Below are 16,018 nucleotides of genomic sequence, written 5' to 3'. Positions count from 1 at the left end.
GTCGGTGCCGCAGCGCGCCGAGACGTCCTGTCGACCTGGCACACGATCAAGGCAGCGCGATCCGTACCGGCCCCTCGGTGCGGGCCTCGACCCACCGGAGGTGGAACTCGCTGCCGGGGGCAACTTCCGCGCGGCGGGCGGGCTCCGTGCGGAGGTTGATCGGCGCGGTCAGCGTGGTGGCGGGTGGTTGCGCCGGTACGCCGTGCGCGCGCACCGTCGCGATCAGGTCGGCGAGCGCGTCGGCGGCCGGCTTGCGCCGGTGGTCGACGGTGAACAGGCCGAGGTCGTACTCGCGGTCCGGGAAGTCGAGCAGGCGGCGGTCGATGTCGTGCGAGGACCACCACGTCACGCCGTACAGCGCCGGGTTGCCCAGGACTGTCTCAACGGTCCGCTTGGTGAACTCGGCCTGCAGTTCGACGGGGATGTCAGGCCCGGGCACGCCGATCTCCTGCAGCCAGACCGGGCGCTCCGGCGCCAGGGACTTCGCGAGCTCGATCAGGTAGTCGGCGTGCGTGAGGGTGGCCGGGCCGAGGGGACCGTCCACTCGTGAGACCCCGTTGAAAACCCACGAGTGGACAGTGGTCAGATCCCCGACATCCACCGCGTCGACCGGGTGGAACGGATGGTCGCCCTTGTACCAGGCGTCGTCGAAGACCGAGTGCAGCGCGAGGACGCCGGGCGCGGCCTTCTTCAGCGTGGCCAGCAGGGCCTGCGCCCACGCGGTCGAGGCCTCCGGCGTGGTCGGGCTGTCCGGCCAGAGGTTGTTGACCTCGTTGCCGAGCGTGATCGCGAAGACGTTCGGCTTCGCGGCGACCGCCCGGGCCACGACGTCGACGTACGCCGTGAGGCCGTCGCGGACCGTGCTGTCCTCGAACAGGCTGCTCTTGTGCCAGGTCAGCACCCACGACGGGAGGAAGTCGAAGCTGGACAGGTGCCCCTGGATCAGGTCGACCGCGACGCTCAGCCCGTGCTCGGCGGCCGCGTCGATGGTGTCCAGCAGGTCGGCGATCGCGCGCTCGCGGATGATCGCCCGGTTCGGCTGGATCCACGGCCAGACCGGGAACACCCGGACGTGGTCCAGGCCGAGCCCGGCCAGGTCCGCGAAGTCCCGGCGAACCGCGTCGCCGTCGTAATCCAGCCAGCTGTAGAACCATCCCGCCGAGGGCACGTAGTTCGCACCGAACCTGGGCACGACGGTCTCCGAAGCCATGCGGAGGATGCTAAATCGGTTTAGGCCGTCAGGGCAACATCAGGCCGGGGGAGCGGTCGACTCACGGACGGTCAGGACCGGGTCGGCGGAGCGGCGGTTGATCACCGTGCCGGGGTCGGCGATGGTCTGCAGCAGCACCTCGGCGGCCTGGCGGCCGAAGTCGAAGGTGTCGCGGGACAGCGCCGTCAGCGCCGGGTGCATGAGCTGGGTGAGGATCGAGTCGTCGAACGCGACGATCGACAGGTCGCCCGGGACCGACACGCCCATCTCCATCGCGACGCCGAGCCCGGCCACCGCCATCACGTCGCTGTCGTAGACGATCGCGGTCGGGCGGTCCGGCTGGGAGAGCAGCTTACGGGTGATCGCGGCGCCCTCCGCGTCGCTGAAGTCCGTGGTCAGCGAGGGTGCGTCGACCAGCCCGAGCCGGGGCGCGGCGTCGCGGAGGGCCCGGATCCGGCGCTGGGTGTGCTGGAAGTTCGGCGTACCGGCGACGTGGGCGATCCGGCGATGACCGAGCGCGGCCAGGTACTCCACGATCGAGAGCATCGCGTCCCGGTCGTCGGCCCAGACCGAGGCCAGCGCGCCCTTGCCGCCGCGGCCGCCGATCACCACGGCCGGCAGTTCGAGCGCCTTCAGTGCCTCGACCCGCGGGTCCTTCACGGTCAGGTCGACCAGGATCACGCCGTCGACCCGGTGCTCCGACGTCCAGCGCCGGTACACCTCGATCTCGGCCGCGGTGTCCTCGACGATCAGCAGTTGCAGCGAGATCGACTCCGCGGACAGGCCCGACTGGACGCCGGACAGCAGGTGCGCGAAGAACGGCTCGACGCCGAGCGTCCGGGCCGGCCGCGCGATCACCATGCCGACCGAGTCGACTCGCGACGCACCGAGCGCGCGCGCCGCGCTGTGCGGCCGCCAACTCATCTGCTCGGCGATCTTCAGGATCCGCTCCCGGGTCGCGTCGCTGACACCCGGCCGTCCGTTCAGCGCGAACGACACCGCGCCCTTGGACACCCCGGCCCTGGTCGCGATGTCCGCGATCGTCGGTCTCGCCATCTCGTACCTCCTGCCCTTGACAGCGGATTCTACGATGTGGATAGTTCGGGAGCTATACCGGTTTATCAAATCCAGGAGATCCCATGCGTAGACGCCGTTCGGCGCTCGTGGCCAGTCTTGCCGCCGCCGCTCTCACCCTCGCCGGATGCGGCCTCGGTTCCGAGGATTCCGGCGGCAGCGGCGGTGCCAAGCCGACCGTCGACGCGAACGCCCAGGTGACCGGTGAGGTCAGCTTCCAGACCTGGGCGCTGAAGCCGAAGTTCACGTCGTACGTCGAAGGCGTGATCAAGGCGTTCGAGGCGAAGTACCCGGGCACGCACGTCACCTGGCTGGACCAGCCCGGCGACGGTTACGACAAGAAGGTGCTGAGCCAGGCGTCGGCCGGCCAGCTCCCGGACGTCACGAACCTGCCGCCCGACTTCGCCCTGAGCCTGGCCAAGCAGAACATGCTGCTCGACGTGGCCGCCGCGGACCCGAAGCTGAGCGAGGAGTACGTCGAGGGCGGCGTGCAGGCGTACCAGTACCAGGGCATGGACGGCACCTTCGGCTACCCGTGGTACCTGAACACCGACATCGACTACTGGAACGCGACCAAGTTCGCCGCGGCCGGCCTGGACGCGAAGAACCCGCCGAAGACCTTCGACGAGCTGCTCGCGGCCGCGAAGACGATGCACGACAAGACCGGCGGCAAGGAATACCTGATGAGCCGGCTGCCTGGTATCGGTGACTTCACCAACGCCGGCGTCAAGATCCTGTCCGAAGACGGCAAGAAGTTCGTCTTCAACACGCCCGAGGCCGCCGCGCTGCTGGACAAGTACCGCGACGCCTACAAGGCCGGGTACATGCCGCGCGACATCCTGACCAACGAGTACCTGGGCAACTCCAAGCTCTTCACCCAGGGCAAGGTCGCCTGGACCACCGGTGGCGGCAACGCGATCCAGGACTTCAACAAGGACAACCCGTCGCTGAAGGGCAAGGTCGTCCCGTCTCCGGCGCTCGACACCCCGCCGCTGTACGTGCAGGGGCTGTCGGTCTCGGCCAAGACCAAGAACCAGGCTGCGGCAATCGCGCTCGCCCGGTTCGTCACGAACGCCGAGAACCAGGCCGCGTTCGCGAAGATCGTGAACATCTTCCCCTCCACCAAGGCGTCCGCGTCCGACCCGTACTTCTCGAAGTCCGACGGCACGCCGGAGAGTGACGCGAAGGTGCTCGCGTTCGAGTCGCTGGCCAAGGCCAAGGTGCTGCAGCCGCCGGTGATCAGCGGCGCGACCAACGACTTCATCGGGCAGCAGATCTCGCTGGCGATCTCCGGCAAGATCTCCTCGCAGGCAGCCCTCGACGCCGCGGTGGCCAAGGCCAACCAGCTGCTGACCCAGTGATGCGTTCCAACCGGTGGTTCACCCCGTGGGTGCTGGTGATCCCAGCACTCACGTGGTTGCTGGTCTTCAACCTCTGGCCGTCGATCAACACCGTCATCCTGTCGTTCACCAACGCCAAGCCGCTGGGTGGCGGGACCTTCGTCGGCCTGAAGAACTTCGAGACCCTGCTGCACGACGAGCAGTTGCGGTGGGCGCTGCTGAACAGCGTGATCTACATGGTGGTCTGCCTGCCGTTCCTGACCGTCCTTCCGCTGCTGCTCGCCGTACTCGTGGAGAAGAAGCTGCCCGGGATGACGTTCTTCCGGACCGCGTTCTACACACCGGTGGTGGCGTCGGCGGTCGTGGTGGCGCTGATCTGGCAGTGGATCCTGGACGACCGCGGCCTGGTCAACGGGCTGGCCGAGAAGCTCGGGGTCATCTCCGGGCCGCTGCCGTTCCTGTCCGACCAGTGGCTGTTGCTGCTGAGCGCGATCAGCCTGACGATCTGGAAAGGGCTCGGGTACTACATGATCATCTACCTGGCCGCTCTCGGGAACGTCGGGCGCGAGCTGCACGAGGCGGCCGCGGTCGACGGCGCCGGGCCGCTGCGGCGGTTCCTGCACGTGACGATCCCGGGCGTCCGCGGGACGATGATCCTGATCTCGATCCTGATCTCGGTGTCCGCGCTGCGGGTGTTCTCGGAGCTGTTCATCCTGAGCGGCGGCAAGGGCGGACCGGGCGGCCGGGACAACTCGGTGGTGATGCTGATCCAGCAGTACAGCCAGGGCTTCGAGGGCAACCTCGGGTACGCGTCCGCGTTGTCGATCGTGCTGTTCTTCGTCACGGTCGTCCCGATGCTGGTGCTGGCCCGTCTCAACCGCCGGGGAGCAGAAGCATGAGTGTTGTCACCGATCCGGCGCGTCCGGCCGTTGCTCCGGAGGCGCCGATGCCCGTCCGGCGCAAGGGATCGTTCGGGTTCAACTCGGTCTCGCCGCGGGAGAAGGTCGCGCGGTACGTCCTGCTGGTGTTCGTGCTGCTGATCACGATCGGGCCGTTCCTCTGGCAGCTGTCGACGTCGCTGAAGGGATCCGGGGAGGACATCTACACCCGGATCCCGCGGCTGCTGCCGGCGCAACCGACGTTCGACCACTACAAGGCGGTCACCGACACGATCCCGGTCTGGGACTACGCGCGGAACTCGCTCGTGGTCGCGTTCTTGGTGGTCGGCGGCAACATCGTCGGCGCGTCGCTGGCCGGGTTCGCGATCTCCCGGCTGCAGTTCCGCGGCCGCAAGATCGTCCTCGGCCTGTTCCTCGCGACGCTGGTCCTGCCGGGTGAGGTCACGATCATTTCGCAGTACGTGACGGTCCGGGAGTTCGGGCTGGCGAACACGTTGTTCGGTGTCGCGTTGCCGGGCATGATCGGCGCCCTCAACGTGCTGCTGATGTACAACGCGTTCCGGGCGCTGCCGCTCGAGGTCGACCAGGCGGCGATCGTGGACGGCGCGAACGCGTGGCAGCGGTTCGTGTACATCGGCCTGCCGTCGGTGCGCGGGACGATCAGCGTGATCGCGATCTTCGCGTTCATCGGCGCCTGGGACGACTTCCTCTGGCCGCTGATCGTGCTCACCGATCCGGACAAGTACACGCTGACCGTCGGCCTGCAGTACCTGTCCGGCACGTTCAGCAACAACCCCCGGCTGATCGCGGCCGGCACGATGATCGCGTTCATCCCGATCGTGATCGTCTTCGCCACTCTGCAGCGCTTCTTCTTCAAGGGCGTCGAGGAAGGCGCGGTCAAGGGCTGACGCGACCCGGCTCCGGCCCCGCGGTGGCCGGAGCCCGGTCGCGTGCTGCCGGACTACTTCACCAGCACGATCGAGTTGATCGGCGTGAAGTCGTACGACGCGTACTCACCGGTGTAGCGCTGCACCGGGTAGCAGTTCGTGCCGTTGTAGCCCTTGCAGATCTGGAAGCCGGCGCCACCGGTCTGACTGTTGATCAGGACCTTGTAGCCGGTCACGTTCTGCAGGTTGTGCGCGCCGTAGCTGTACCAGATGTTCTTGCTCAGGATGCTGCCGTTCGGCTCCCGCAGACACACGGCGCCCGACGGGCAGGTCGCCGTCGTGCCCATGGTCGCCGCGGCCCCTGCCGACGCCGTCGACGCCGCGTTGGCCGTCGGCGCCAGCGCCATCCCGGTACCGATCACAGCGGCGGCGATGCCGGCAGCAGTCATAGCAATCTTGCGCATCTTTGTCCCTCCCGAGTGGTGACCTCCGGTCGGAGGTCTCACTGTCGAAGGTAGGGGCGATGACCCTGTGCAGGCAGGGTGTTCGATCCAGTTTCGGGCTGGGCCGAAAAGGGTTGATCAGTGCAGCCGCGGTTCGGCGAAGTCGAGCCAGCGGGCGGTGTCTGCGGGTGTGTGGTGGCGGATCGACCAGTCCACCAGGCGGAGCGTCATGTGGGCCCAGTAGAGGCGCAGTACGGCGGGGTCGAGCCTGGTCTCCAGGAGGTCGTCGAACCACGCCAGGTCCGCGCCGGGCAGCCGGACGTGCGCGTCGAACCGCAACGTGACCAGGGCGAACCGGCGATCGCCGCGCCCGATCCCGTCCCAGTCGACGATCCCGGTGATCCGGCCGGCGTCGGTCAGCACGTTGCCGGTGTGGAAGTCGAGGTGCACGAGGTCGTCGCCCGCCATGCCGCCCGGCTCGGCGCGCCCGATCTCATGCAGGCGGTCCAGGAGTTTCCGCGTGCGGTCGTCGTACACCTGGAGCGACTCGTGCAGGCAGAAGCCCGGGCCGCTCTCGAGCAGGTACAGCGACGGGACCGGCAGGCTTCCGCCCCGGTCGGCGAACTGGTCGGTCAGCGCGATCATCGACTCCAGCAGCGCCTGGTCGACCGTCTGCGGCACCTGCCCCGGCAGGCGCTCCTGCACGACACCGACGCTGCCGGGAAGTTCGGCCAGCAAGTCGTAACGCGGGACGGGCAGGCCGTCCTGCCGCGCCGCGTCGAGGACCTCCGCCGTACGCCAGAGGTCGGCCGCCGAGCCGAATCCGCGGGTGAGGACGCCGTCCCGCCCGTCCGGCCACCGCACGAACGCGGCCCCGACCTCGCCCGCCGCGGCCTGCCCCAGGAACTCCAGTCCGGCGCCGGTGGCGTCGTTGACGTCCCGCAGCAACTGCTGTGCGTCGAGCTTCGCCACCGGAGCGGGTACGCCGTCAGGACTCACGACACCCGACAGTAGTTGACCTGGAGTGCACTCCAGGTCGGAGGATGGAGGGCATGACTACGTACGCACCGGCCGAGGCCTCCGAGCGCACCGGTCTGAGCCTGGACACCTTGCGCTACTACGAACGCCTGGAACTGTTCGGTCCGGTCCACCGGGACACCGCCGGACGCCGTGTCTACAGCGACCATGACGTGGCGTGGGTCGGCCTCCTGGTGTGCCTGCGCAACGCGGGGTTGGGGATCAGTGACCTCCAGCAGTTCATGGGCCGCATGCGGGACCGCTCGAGCGGCCCGACAGGCTTGGTCGAACTGCTCGAGGAGCACCGGGCCCGGCTGCGCGACGAGGTTGCGAAGATGAACCTCGCGCTCGGCGTACTGGACGACAAGATCGCCTACTACGGCGCCCAGGACGGTCAGTCGAAGAAGTAGGGGTAAGGCACCGGCTCCGGCCGGCTGGCGTCGTCGAGCCGCTCCTGGTGCTCCGGGGCCAGGATGAAGTCCGCGGCGCCCAGCAGGTCGTCGAGGTACGCCGGCGTCCGCGGACCGATGATCGGTGCCGTCACGCCGGGCCGCTGCATCAGCCAGCGGACCGCGACCTGCGGCATCGTGTGCCCGGTCTCGGCCGCAACCGCCGTCAGTTCGTCGATGACGCGCCAGGTGCGTTCGTTCGCGTACCGATCCCAGTCGTGGGTGCCGGGCGTGGACACCTTGCTGTCCGCGGGCGGTGCGGTCATGCCGCGCCGGAACGCGCCGGACAGCCAGCCCGAACGCAGGGGAGACCAGGTGATGACGCCGAGACCCTCGTTCTGGCAGACCGGGAGCAGCTCCCACTCGGGTGAGCGGTCCAGCAGGGTGTAGAGGGGCTGAAGACTGGCGAGTGGCTGCCATCCGTTCTGCGCGCACAGGTCGACGGTTTTCTGCAGTTGCCAGCCGCGGAAGTTGCTGACGCCGATGTAGCGGACCTTGCCAGCCTGCACGAGGCTGTCCAGCGTCGACAAGGTCTCGCCGAGGGGAGTGCTGTCGTCCCAGCGGTGGAGCTGGTACAGGTCGATGTAGTCGGTTCCGAGCCGGCGCAGGCTTGCGTCGACCGCGTCGAGAACGTGCTTACGCGACAGGCCCTGATCGGTCGGGCCCGGGCCGGTGGGCCAGTAGACCTTCGTCGCGATGACGTAGTCCTCGCGCCGCTGCGTCTTCAGCCATCGTCCCAGCACCTCCTCGGACGCGCCCGCGCCGTACACGTCGGCGGTGTCGATGAACGTACCGCCGGCGTCGGTGAACGTCTCGAGGATCTTGCGGCTGTCCTGCTCGTCGGTCCGGTCGCCGAACATCATCGCGCCCAGGCAGAGCTCGCTGACCTTCAGGCCGGTCGTTCCCAGGTTCCTGTAGTCCATCTCCCCGACGCTAGGAGCTGGACCGCGCTCCAGCTCAAGACCTGTGCGTCGCCGAGGGGAAGACCGCGCCGGTGTACTTCTCGCCAGGGCCCTGACCGGGCTCGTCCGGGATGCTGCTGGCCTCGCGGAACGCGAGCTGGAGCGAGCGCAGGCCGTCGCGCAGCGGCGCGGCGTGGTGGTGGCCGAGGGCCGGGGCGGAGGCGTCGAGCAGACCGGCCAGCGAGTCGATCAGCGAGCGGGCCTCGTCGAGGTCCTTGTGGTCCGGCAGGTCCGCGGCCAGGCCGAGGTTGACGGCGGCGGCGCTCATCAGGTGCAGCGCGGCGGTGGAGATGATCTCCACGGCGGGGACCTCGGCGATGTCGCGGGACGCGGTCGAGAGCGGGCCCGGCTGGGGGTCAGACTGGGCGTCCTGGTGGGGGGCAGGCTGTGAAGTGGCATCTGCGTCGGTCATGCTGCTACTCTTGCACGGCGACCGACCCGGTCTGTTGGTGACCCCTGAGTGGAATACCTCAGGTTCGCCAGCCGTTCGAGTCTAAGCGGAGGGCCACCTCCCACCCAGTCGATGAACAGTCGGCGGGTCCCGGTCAACAGTACGGCGTACCACCCGCCCGGGTCGGGACGTCGTACCGCTGGGAATTGGGCCTTCGTGTGATCGCACGAGGGCCTTCGTGTTTTCCAGGGGGCTCGCGGTGATCACGAGGTGGCATCCAGTACGAGTTCAACCCAGGAGGACCCATCACCACTGATTTGCGCGTCAACGAGCGCATCCGCGTTCCCGAGGTGCGGCTGGTCGGACCGAACGGTGAGCAGGTAGGCATCGTCCGGATCGAGGACGCACTGCGGCTGGCCCAGGAGGCCGACCTCGACCTGGTCGAGGTCGCGGCGACCGCACGGCCTCCGGTCTGCAAGTTGATGGATTTCGGCAAGTACAAGTACGAGACCGCGCAGAAGGCGCGCGAGTCCCGCCGGAACCAGACCAACACCATCATCAAAGAGATGAAGCTGCGGCCGAAGATCGACCCGCACGACTACGAGACCAAGAAGGGTCACGTGGTGCGGTTCCTGAAGGCCGGGGACAAGGTCAAGATCACCATCATGTTCCGCGGTCGTGAGCAGTCCCGGCCGGAGCTCGGCTTCCGGCTGCTGCAGCGGCTCGCCGAGGACGTCAGCGAGCTCGGCTTCGTCGAGTCCTCGCCGCGTCAGGACGGCCGGAACATGATCATGGTGCTCGGACCGCACAAGAAGAAGTCCGAGGCGCGCGTGGACGTGGAAGCCGAGAAGGCGCAGCGGAAGGCCGAGCGCGAGGCCGAGGAGCAGGCGGAGCGCCAGGAGCGCGCCGAGCAGGCTCAGGCCCACGAGGCCCAGCGCGCCGCCGGTGTCACCAAGAAGCCGAAGGGTCCGGCCGACAACCTCGACCCGGAGTGACGTCACGCTCCGGCTCGTGACGGGCCGGAGCCGTCGCACCGAAGTTCGAGTCAACGAAGAAACAACCAGGAGCTGAACAGCCATGCCGAAGATGAAGACCCACTCGGGGATGAAGAAGCGGGTCCGGGTCACCGGGTCGGGCAAGATCCGTCGTGAGCAGACCGGTGTCCGCCACCTCGCCGAGGCGAAGACCTCGAAGCGCAAGCGCCGCCTGTCCGGCACCGTCGAGGTCGCCCCGGCGTACGTGAAGAAGGCCAAGAAGCTTCTCGGCATCTGAGCCAGCTTTCGCCCCCCTCCCCGCCCCACCCCCCGAACATCCCCCGCCGAGTGGACTCCGTCCGGCTCCGGCGCAGAAATACAAGGAGTAACACCTCATGGCACGCGTGAAGCGGGCAGTCAACGCCCACAAGAAGCGCCGGGTCGTACTCGAGCAGGCCAGCGGCTACCGCGGTCAGCGCTCGCGGCTGTACCGCAAGGCCAAGGAGCAGGTCACCCACTCGCTCGTCTACGCCTACCGTGACCGCAAGGCGCGCAAGGGCGACTTCCGGAAGCTGTGGATCCAGCGCATCAACGCCGCGGTCCGCGCCGAGGACCTGACCTACAACCGCTTCATCCAGGGCCTGCGCCTGGCCGAGGTCGAGGTGGACCGCAAGATCCTCGCCGACCTGGCGGTCAACGACCCGGCCGCGTTCTCCGCGCTCGTGCAGGTGGCCAAGGCCGCCCTGCCGGCGGACGTGAACGCGCCGAAGACCGACGCGGCCTGAGCACCACCCGTAGCTGCGAAGTGGCGAGTCCCGGTCTGTTGACCGCGCAATCCGCGCGGATCAAGCAGGCTCGGCGGCTCGCCACTCGTTCGTTCCGGCGCAAGTCCGGACGCTTCCTGGTCGAGGGCCCGCAGGCTGTCCGGGAGGCGCTGGAGCACCGCGAGCTCGTCGTCGAGGTGTACGCCGAGCCGGCCGTCGCGACCCGGCATCGCGATCTCCACGACCTCGCCGTGACCGCCGGGGTCCCGTGGTTCGAGGTCGATCGTGCCGCCGTCGAGGCGTTGAGCGAGACCGTCACCTCGCAGGGCGTCGTCGCCGTCTGCTCGCTGGTGACCGTCCCGCTGCCGGCCGGCTCCCTGCAGCTCGTCGCCGCCGGCGTCCAGGTCCGCGACCCCGGCAATGTCGGTACGTTGATTCGGACGGCGGACGCTGCCGGCGCCGATGCCGTCGTACTGACGACCGAATCCGTCGACCCGCACAACCCGAAGGCGGTCCGGGCCAGCGTCGGCAGCATCTTTCATGTGCCGATCAGCACGGACGTCGACCTCGGCGAGGCGGTCCGCACCTGGCGTGAGCAGGGCCTGCAGGTGCTCGCCGCCGACGGGTACGGCGCGACCGATCTGGACACCTGCATCGACGACGGCACCCTCGCGAAACCCACCGTGTGGCTGTTCGGCAACGAGGCGCACGGTCTGCCGGACGGAATCAACGCGCTCGTCGACCACTCGGTCAAGGTGCCGATCTACGGCCGCGCCGAGTCCCTGAACCTGGCCACCGCCGCGGCCATCTGTCTCTACGCGTCCGCCCGGGAGCAGCGCCGATGATCTTCGACCTGCCGGGACGGTTCTGGCGTGGCAACCTGCACACCCACTCGAACCGTTCCGACGGAGCGCTGACCCCGGCCGAGACCGCCGACGTGTACCGCGGCGCCGGCTACGACTTCGTGTCGATCACCGACCACTTCCGCGCCGAGTACGGCTTCCCGATCAGCGACACCCGAGACCTCCGCACAGCCGGCTTCACCACGATCATCGGCGCCGAACTGCACGCCCCGCGCACCGAAGCAGGCCAGCAATGGCACATCGTCGCAGTCGGTCTCCCGCTGGACTTCGCGCCGCCGTCCGCCTCTGAAACCGGTCCTGAGCTGGCCCGCCGAGCCCGCTCCGCCGGCGCATTCGTCGGCATGGCCCACCCGTCAGCGTCCCTCCTGACCGCGGCCGACGCCGAGAGCCTCGACGCGGCGCACTCCATCGAGGTCTACAACGCGCTCTCCGACCGCGAGAACCGCGGCGACAGCTGGCACCTCGCCGACGTCCTGCTGAACCGCGGCCACCGGCTCACGACGTACGCCGCGGACGACGCGCATCTGCAGCCCCAGGACCCGCCATCGTGCCAGGCCTGGGTCCGGGTCCGCGCTGAATCCCTCGAGCCCGACGCTCTCCTCACCGCTCTGAAAGCCGGCCACTTCTACTCCAGCACCGGCCCCGAGCTGTACGACGTACGCATCGAAGGCGACACGATCACGGTGCAGTGCTCACCCGCGGCCAAGATCCTCCTGAGCGGAGGCCACCCCGGCGCCGAGTGGGCCGAGGGCACCGACCTCACCGAGGCCACGTTCCCCCTGAGGCTTTTCCGCGCGACCCATTGCCGCGTCACGGTCGAAGATGCGTCCGGCCGTCGAGCCTGGACGAACCCGATCTACCCGGTCAGCGTTTGACGCGGGCCTCGAGGCCGTCGAGGAGGGCGTCGAGGCCGAAGACGAAGTTCTGGGTGAGGCCGGCGTCGAGGCCTACGGCGGTGCGGCGGCGGACGGAGGCCTGCATCTCGGGGTAGTCGCCGGCGACGGCCTCGGCCTGTTCGACCATCTCGGTGACCCAGTTGTCCTCGGAGCAGCCGGACTTGCGGACCATCTCGCGGGTCGCGACCTCGGCGCTGACGGTGCCGAGGACGTACGACATGACGCTGCTCATCGCCAGATCGATCTCGTGCTCGGTGAACCCGGCGGCGCCGAACAGCACCAGGCCGCGGGAGCCGAGCGACATCGCGTTCGGGCCGATGCTCGGGCGGGTGTACATCACCTCGGGCAGCCACGGGTGCCGCAGGACGGCGGACCGCAGGCTGTGCCCGAACAGCAGCGCGCCGGCCCGCCATCCGGCGAGCTCCGGCTCGGGTACGTCGATCTCGCCCCAGACCTCGTCGATCAGCAGGTCGACGAGGTCGTCCTTGGTCGGCACGTGCCAGTACAGGCTGGTCGCGCCGGCGTCGAGCTTCGCGGCCAGTTTGCGCATGCTGAGCCCGGCGACGCCGTCGGTGTCGAGGATCGTCATCGCGGCGGCCACGATCTGCTCCCGGCTGAGCGTCTCCCGGGCGGGGGAGGCCTTGCGCTCCCGGGTCCAGATCCAGTCCTTCATGACACCCATCCTACAAAAAGGACTCGCACGCCGTTCGAGTAGGTCGTACAGTGTGCGAGTGACTAGTACACCGTTCGAGTCCACCACCGAGGGGCACCCTCGTCGCTGGTGGATCCTGTTGATCCTTTGCTTGAGCCTGATGGTGCTGGTCGTCGACAACACCGTCCTGAACCTGGCGATCCCGTCGCTGATGCGCGACCTGGGCGCGACGCCCGCGGACATCCAGTGGGTGATCGACGCCTACATCCTGGCCTTCGCCGGGCTGCTGCTGACCGCCGGAAGCCTGTCGGACCGCTTCGGCCGGCGGAAGATGCTGCTGCTCGGACTGGTGATCTTCGGCGTGGCGTCGCTGCTCGCGACCCTGGCCGAGAATCCGTGGCAGCTGATCGCCTGCCGCGGCCTGATGGGCGTCGGCGGCTCGCTGCTGATGCCGAGCACGCTGTCGCTGCTGTTCACGGTGTTCCCGCCGGACGAGCAGCGCAAGGCGATGGCGGGCTGGTCGATGGTCGCGATGGTGGGCGTGGTGGCCGGCCCGACGGTCGGCGGCGTCCTGCTGAACCACTTCTGGTGGGGTTCGATCTTCTGGCTGAACGTGCCGATCGCGATCCTGGCGATCATCGGCACGCTGGCGCTGATCCCGGAGTCGAAGGGCCCGGCGCGCGCCGTCGACCCGGCGGGCGCGGTGCTGACGATCGTCGGGATGGCGTCGATCGTGTGGGCGATCGTGTCGATCCCGCTGCACGGCTGGGGATCCGCCCGGGTGCTCGGTGCGCTGACCGTCGGCGTCGTCGCACTGGCGGCGTTCGCCCTGTGGGAGAAGCGCAGCGCGCACCCGATGGTGCCGCTGGCGCTGTTCAAGGACCGGCGGTTCAGCGGGACGAGTCTGTCGATCGTGCTGCTGTCGTTCACCGCGGGCGGGTTGCTGCTGGCGCTGACGCAGTACCTGCAGTTCGCGCTCGGGTACTCGCCGCTGAAGGCGGGGCTCGCGCTGATCCCGTACGCCGTGTCGGCGGCGCTGTTCAACGGATTGGGCGCCACGCTCGGGAAGAAGATCGCGGACCGGACGCTGATCTCGCTGGGTCTGCTGATCATCGCGGGCAGCTTCGCGATCCTCACCCAGGTGTCCGACTCGACCGGATACGGGCTGCTGATCGTCGGCCTGCTGGTGATGGGCGTCGGCGGCGGCCTGGCCGGCCCGGCGGCGTACACGCTGTTGATGCAGGCCGTTCCGCCGGACCACCGCGGGGTCGGCTCGGCGATGAACGACACCGTCCAGCAGACAGGTGCCGCGCTGTCGGTCGCCGTGCTGGGCAGTGTCCTCGCCGCGGCGTACTCGTCGGCCCTGCCGGACTCGGTCCCGGAGGCGGCGCGCAAGTCCATCGCGGACACGCTCGCGCTCGGCCCGGACTTCCTCGCCGCCGCCAAGCACGCCTTTGTCGACGCCATGTCGATCGCGATGACGGTCGGCGCGATCGGCGCCGTCGCCGGCGCGGTCGTGGCGCTGGCCATCCTGCCGAAGGGCGAGAAGAAGGTGCAGGACGCCGTACAGTCGGTGGACGACCCGGTGCACTGACAGCATTTGCGGTATGACGCGACGGTGGCTGATCGACCCGTCGACCCGGCACCAGTTCTGGTCGGCGGGCCGTGACTGAGCAGGAGATCGCGAATCTGGTCATGATGGCGATGCTCCTGCTGCTCCCGATCGCCCTCGGAGTCATGCTGAGCGGCCGCTCGCGCGGGAACCGGTACGTCCTGAAATGGGCCCGGGGCCTGGCCGTCGCGACGATCGTCCTGGCGGTCGCCTACGACCTGGCCGGGGCAGTCTTCCTCCTCCGGGCCGAGCCGCGCGCCGGCCAGCCGTCGTGGCTGCCGCCGCCCGGCGCCGTCGACGACCCGTCCTTCTACCTCCCGATCGGCGTCGGCGCGTTCGTCGCCGGCCTGGGCCTCCTGGTCGCGGCCACCCGCGCCCGGCACCGCCTGGGCCCTAGCTGATTGCCTGGCATGGGGAGGATTTCGTCCCGAATCGGGAAGGGATCCTCCCCGAGCTCGCTGTCCACAGGGGAGAAGTGGGCGATGGCGGAGTGGTACGGCGCGTGCATGTTCTTGGGCGTGGAAGTCAGTCGCGAGAGGTACGGGGCGTTCGCGGAGTTGCGGGCGCGGCAGGCGGGGGCGTTCACCCGGGCGCAGGCGATGGCTCACGGAATCACCGACAAGGTGTTGCTCGGGCGTCGGCGGGCGCGGCAGTTGCAGCGGGTTCATGTAGGCGTGTACGTCGACTTCACTGGGCCACTGCCGTGGGAGACGAGGATGTGGGCGGCGTTGCTGGCCTGTGGACCGGGAGCGGCGTTGACGGGTACGAGCGCGCTCCGCCGGTACGGCGTTGCCGGGAGCTGGTCGGACGAGCGGATCCACGTCGCGGTACCGCACGCGCGCCGGGTCGAGCCGAAATCTGGAGTCGTTGTCACGCGCCACCGGCACCTGTCCGCGCTCGTACAGGCGTCCCGCGAACCGCCGGCCGTGCGATTGGAGGTCGCGCTGCTGGTGACCGCCGGCGCTGAGCAGGATGTTTCGCGGCGGGCCGCCGTACTGTTCGATGCGTGCCGGCAGCGCCGCACGACAGCCGTCCGGTTGCTGGCTGAACTGGATTCGCTCCCGGAGTTACCCGGCCGCAGGATCCTCCGGCGGATCCTGGGCGAGGCGGCCGAGGGTGTGCAGTCGTTCCTCGAGCAGGCGTACCTCCGACGTGTCGAGCGCGCGCACGGGTTACCGCGAGCGCGTCGGCAGGTCCGCGCCGTCGAGGGGGGTGCTGTCGTCTACCGGGACAACGAGTACTCGCCGTACGGCGTACTCGTCGAACTGGATGGTCAGATCGGCCATGCGGAGACGACCAGCCGCTGGCGTGACATGACCCGGGACAACGCCGCCGCGATGTCCGGGAAGCTGACGCTGCGATTCGGGTACCACTTGGTCGGCGAACCGTGTGCCGCAGCCGCACAAGTTGTCGCCGCCCTACGCCTCCGCGGCTGGACGGGCACCCCCCGTGCATGCTCCGCCACCTGCCCGGTCACCTAGCCGGGCCGGGGAGGATCTCGTCCCGATACGGGGGCAAGATCCTCCCCGACCCGGGATGCGGGGAGGGGATTGTGGACGGCCGATTCACGGTCTTGGGGCTGGGG

Annotated in this window: 19 protein-coding genes; 12 read left to right on the top strand and 7 right to left on the bottom strand. The window is 69.0% G+C overall.

Annotation, left to right across the window (positions count from 1 at the left end; translation table 11 throughout):
- Positions 1-46: 46 nt before the first annotated feature.
- A complete protein-coding gene (locus AB0I12_RS41205; protein WP_359941500.1) occupies positions 47-1,210 on the bottom strand; it encodes a glycosyl hydrolase in 1,164 nt (387 codons plus the stop codon).
- Positions 1,211-1,249: 39 nt separating this feature from the next.
- On the bottom strand, positions 1,250-2,266 hold the full coding sequence (locus tag AB0I12_RS41200) for a LacI family DNA-binding transcriptional regulator (protein WP_359941497.1): 1,017 nt from the start codon (positions 2,264-2,266) through the stop codon (positions 1,250-1,252).
- 83 nt (positions 2,267-2,349) lie between these two features.
- Here AB0I12_RS41200 and AB0I12_RS41195 point away from each other — a divergent pair, with 83 nt between their 5' ends.
- Genes AB0I12_RS41195 through AB0I12_RS41185 form a run of 3 tightly spaced genes read left to right on the top strand, consistent with a single transcriptional unit; the run spans position 2,350 to position 5,431 of the window.
- Entirely contained in the window at positions 2,350-3,645 is a 1,296-nt protein-coding gene (locus AB0I12_RS41195; RefSeq protein ID WP_359941494.1) for a sugar ABC transporter substrate-binding protein, read from the top strand.
- Positions 3,645-4,523, top strand: a complete 879-nt coding sequence (locus tag AB0I12_RS41190; protein WP_359941491.1) for a sugar ABC transporter permease — start codon at positions 3,645-3,647, stop codon at positions 4,521-4,523. The genes AB0I12_RS41195 and AB0I12_RS41190 overlap by 1 nt, the downstream gene beginning before the upstream one ends.
- Entirely contained in the window at positions 4,520-5,431 is a 912-nt protein-coding gene (locus tag AB0I12_RS41185; protein ID WP_359941488.1) for a carbohydrate ABC transporter permease, read from the top strand. Before AB0I12_RS41190 ends, AB0I12_RS41185 begins: the two co-directional genes overlap by 4 nt.
- Before the next feature lie 53 nt (positions 5,432-5,484).
- On the opposite strand, the gene AB0I12_RS41180 is transcribed toward AB0I12_RS41185, so the two are convergent.
- Together AB0I12_RS41180 and AB0I12_RS41175 are read right to left on the bottom strand one after the other, a co-directional pair.
- Entirely contained in the window at positions 5,485-5,874 is a 390-nt protein-coding gene (locus tag AB0I12_RS41180; protein WP_359941485.1) for a hypothetical protein, read from the bottom strand.
- 117 nt (positions 5,875-5,991) lie between these two features.
- Positions 5,992-6,852, bottom strand: a complete 861-nt coding sequence (locus AB0I12_RS41175) for a phosphotransferase (RefSeq protein WP_359941482.1) — start codon at positions 6,850-6,852, stop codon at positions 5,992-5,994.
- 53 nt (positions 6,853-6,905) lie between these two features.
- Between AB0I12_RS41175 and AB0I12_RS41170 the strand changes: the two genes are divergently transcribed.
- Positions 6,906-7,280, top strand: a complete 375-nt coding sequence (locus AB0I12_RS41170; RefSeq protein WP_359941479.1) for a MerR family transcriptional regulator — start codon at positions 6,906-6,908, stop codon at positions 7,278-7,280.
- On the opposite strand, the gene AB0I12_RS41165 is transcribed toward AB0I12_RS41170, so the two are convergent.
- Positions 7,265-8,242 carry an aldo/keto reductase gene (locus AB0I12_RS41165; protein ID WP_359941476.1) on the bottom strand — a complete coding sequence of 326 codons (978 nt, stop codon included), beginning with the start codon at positions 8,240-8,242 and terminating at the stop codon, positions 7,265-7,267. The two genes, AB0I12_RS41170 and AB0I12_RS41165, sit on opposite strands and share 16 nt — an antisense overlap.
- Before the next feature lie 34 nt (positions 8,243-8,276).
- On the bottom strand, positions 8,277-8,693 hold the full coding sequence (locus AB0I12_RS41160) for a DUF1844 domain-containing protein (RefSeq protein ID WP_359941473.1): 417 nt from the start codon (positions 8,691-8,693) through the stop codon (positions 8,277-8,279).
- A gap of 296 nt (positions 8,694-8,989) precedes the next feature.
- Between AB0I12_RS41160 and infC the strand changes: the two genes are divergently transcribed.
- From infC to AB0I12_RS41135, 5 genes are all read left to right on the top strand, one after another.
- A complete protein-coding gene (gene infC / locus AB0I12_RS41155; RefSeq protein ID WP_355475946.1) occupies positions 8,990-9,667 on the top strand; it encodes a translation initiation factor IF-3 in 678 nt (225 codons plus the stop codon).
- A gap of 82 nt (positions 9,668-9,749) precedes the next feature.
- Positions 9,750-9,944, top strand: a complete 195-nt coding sequence (rpmI, locus tag AB0I12_RS41150; RefSeq protein WP_184842517.1) for a 50S ribosomal protein L35 — start codon at positions 9,750-9,752, stop codon at positions 9,942-9,944.
- Positions 9,945-10,041: 97 nt separating this feature from the next.
- Complete coding sequence (gene rplT, locus AB0I12_RS41145; protein ID WP_131296281.1) at positions 10,042-10,431, top strand: 50S ribosomal protein L20; 390 nt, start codon at positions 10,042-10,044, stop codon at positions 10,429-10,431.
- 20 nt (positions 10,432-10,451) lie between these two features.
- A complete protein-coding gene (locus AB0I12_RS41140; protein ID WP_359941468.1) occupies positions 10,452-11,255 on the top strand; it encodes an RNA methyltransferase in 804 nt (267 codons plus the stop codon).
- Positions 11,252-12,148, top strand: coding sequence for a CehA/McbA family metallohydrolase (locus AB0I12_RS41135; RefSeq protein WP_359941465.1), 897 nt, complete (start codon positions 11,252-11,254; stop codon positions 12,146-12,148). The genes AB0I12_RS41140 and AB0I12_RS41135 overlap by 4 nt, the downstream gene beginning before the upstream one ends.
- On the opposite strand, the gene AB0I12_RS41130 is transcribed toward AB0I12_RS41135, so the two are convergent.
- A complete protein-coding gene (locus tag AB0I12_RS41130) occupies positions 12,138-12,842 on the bottom strand; it encodes a TetR/AcrR family transcriptional regulator (protein ID WP_359941462.1) in 705 nt (234 codons plus the stop codon). The genes AB0I12_RS41135 and AB0I12_RS41130 overlap by 11 nt on opposite strands.
- A 58-nt stretch (positions 12,843-12,900) precedes the next feature.
- Here AB0I12_RS41130 and AB0I12_RS41125 point away from each other — a divergent pair, with 58 nt between their 5' ends.
- From AB0I12_RS41125 to AB0I12_RS41115, 3 genes are all read left to right on the top strand, one after another.
- Positions 12,901-14,415, top strand: a complete 1,515-nt coding sequence (locus AB0I12_RS41125; protein WP_359941459.1) for an MFS transporter — start codon at positions 12,901-12,903, stop codon at positions 14,413-14,415.
- A gap of 71 nt (positions 14,416-14,486) precedes the next feature.
- Positions 14,487-14,834: a hypothetical protein gene (locus AB0I12_RS41120; protein WP_359941456.1), complete on the top strand. Its 348-nt coding sequence runs from the start codon at positions 14,487-14,489 to the stop codon at positions 14,832-14,834.
- A gap of 81 nt (positions 14,835-14,915) precedes the next feature.
- On the top strand, positions 14,916-15,914 hold the full coding sequence (locus tag AB0I12_RS41115; protein WP_359941453.1) for a type IV toxin-antitoxin system AbiEi family antitoxin domain-containing protein: 999 nt from the start codon (positions 14,916-14,918) through the stop codon (positions 15,912-15,914).
- The last annotated feature ends 104 nt before the right edge of the window (positions 15,915-16,018 follow it).

It is taken from the genome of Kribbella sp. NPDC050459, from assembly GCF_040655315.1.
GTDB lineage: Bacteria > Actinomycetota > Actinomycetes > Propionibacteriales > Kribbellaceae > Kribbella.
The sequence above is the reverse complement of the archived record's forward strand: the minus strand, read 5'-3'. Positions and strand labels throughout refer to the sequence as shown.

What these genes read in the sequence shown, in the direction of transcription:
- AB0I12_RS41205 (WP_359941500.1), bottom strand. Translation starts at nt 1,210, where the DNA reads ATGGCTTCGGAGACCGTCGTGCCCAGGTTCGGTGCGAACTACGTGCCC.
- AB0I12_RS41200 (WP_359941497.1), bottom strand. Translation starts at nt 2,266, where the DNA reads ATGGCGAGACCGACGATCGCGGACATCGCGACCAGGGCCGGGGTGTCC.
- AB0I12_RS41195 (WP_359941494.1), top strand. Translation starts at nt 2,350, where the DNA reads ATGCGTAGACGCCGTTCGGCGCTCGTGGCCAGTCTTGCCGCCGCCGCT.
- AB0I12_RS41190 (WP_359941491.1), top strand. Translation starts at nt 3,645, where the DNA reads ATGCGTTCCAACCGGTGGTTCACCCCGTGGGTGCTGGTGATCCCAGCA.
- AB0I12_RS41185 (WP_359941488.1), top strand. Translation starts at nt 4,520, where the DNA reads ATGAGTGTTGTCACCGATCCGGCGCGTCCGGCCGTTGCTCCGGAGGCG.
- AB0I12_RS41180 (WP_359941485.1), bottom strand. Translation starts at nt 5,874, where the DNA reads ATGCGCAAGATTGCTATGACTGCTGCCGGCATCGCCGCCGCTGTGATC.
- AB0I12_RS41170 (WP_359941479.1), top strand. Translation starts at nt 6,906, where the DNA reads ATGACTACGTACGCACCGGCCGAGGCCTCCGAGCGCACCGGTCTGAGC.
- AB0I12_RS41165 (WP_359941476.1), bottom strand. Translation starts at nt 8,242, where the DNA reads ATGGACTACAGGAACCTGGGAACGACCGGCCTGAAGGTCAGCGAGCTC.
- AB0I12_RS41160 (WP_359941473.1), bottom strand. Translation starts at nt 8,693, where the DNA reads ATGACCGACGCAGATGCCACTTCACAGCCTGCCCCCCACCAGGACGCC.
- rpmI (WP_184842517.1), top strand. Translation starts at nt 9,750, where the DNA reads ATGCCGAAGATGAAGACCCACTCGGGGATGAAGAAGCGGGTCCGGGTC.
- rplT (WP_131296281.1), top strand. Translation starts at nt 10,042, where the DNA reads ATGGCACGCGTGAAGCGGGCAGTCAACGCCCACAAGAAGCGCCGGGTC.
- AB0I12_RS41135 (WP_359941465.1), top strand. Translation starts at nt 11,252, where the DNA reads ATGATCTTCGACCTGCCGGGACGGTTCTGGCGTGGCAACCTGCACACC.
- AB0I12_RS41130 (WP_359941462.1), bottom strand. Translation starts at nt 12,842, where the DNA reads ATGAAGGACTGGATCTGGACCCGGGAGCGCAAGGCCTCCCCCGCCCGG.
- AB0I12_RS41115 (WP_359941453.1), top strand. Translation starts at nt 14,916, where the DNA reads ATGGCGGAGTGGTACGGCGCGTGCATGTTCTTGGGCGTGGAAGTCAGT.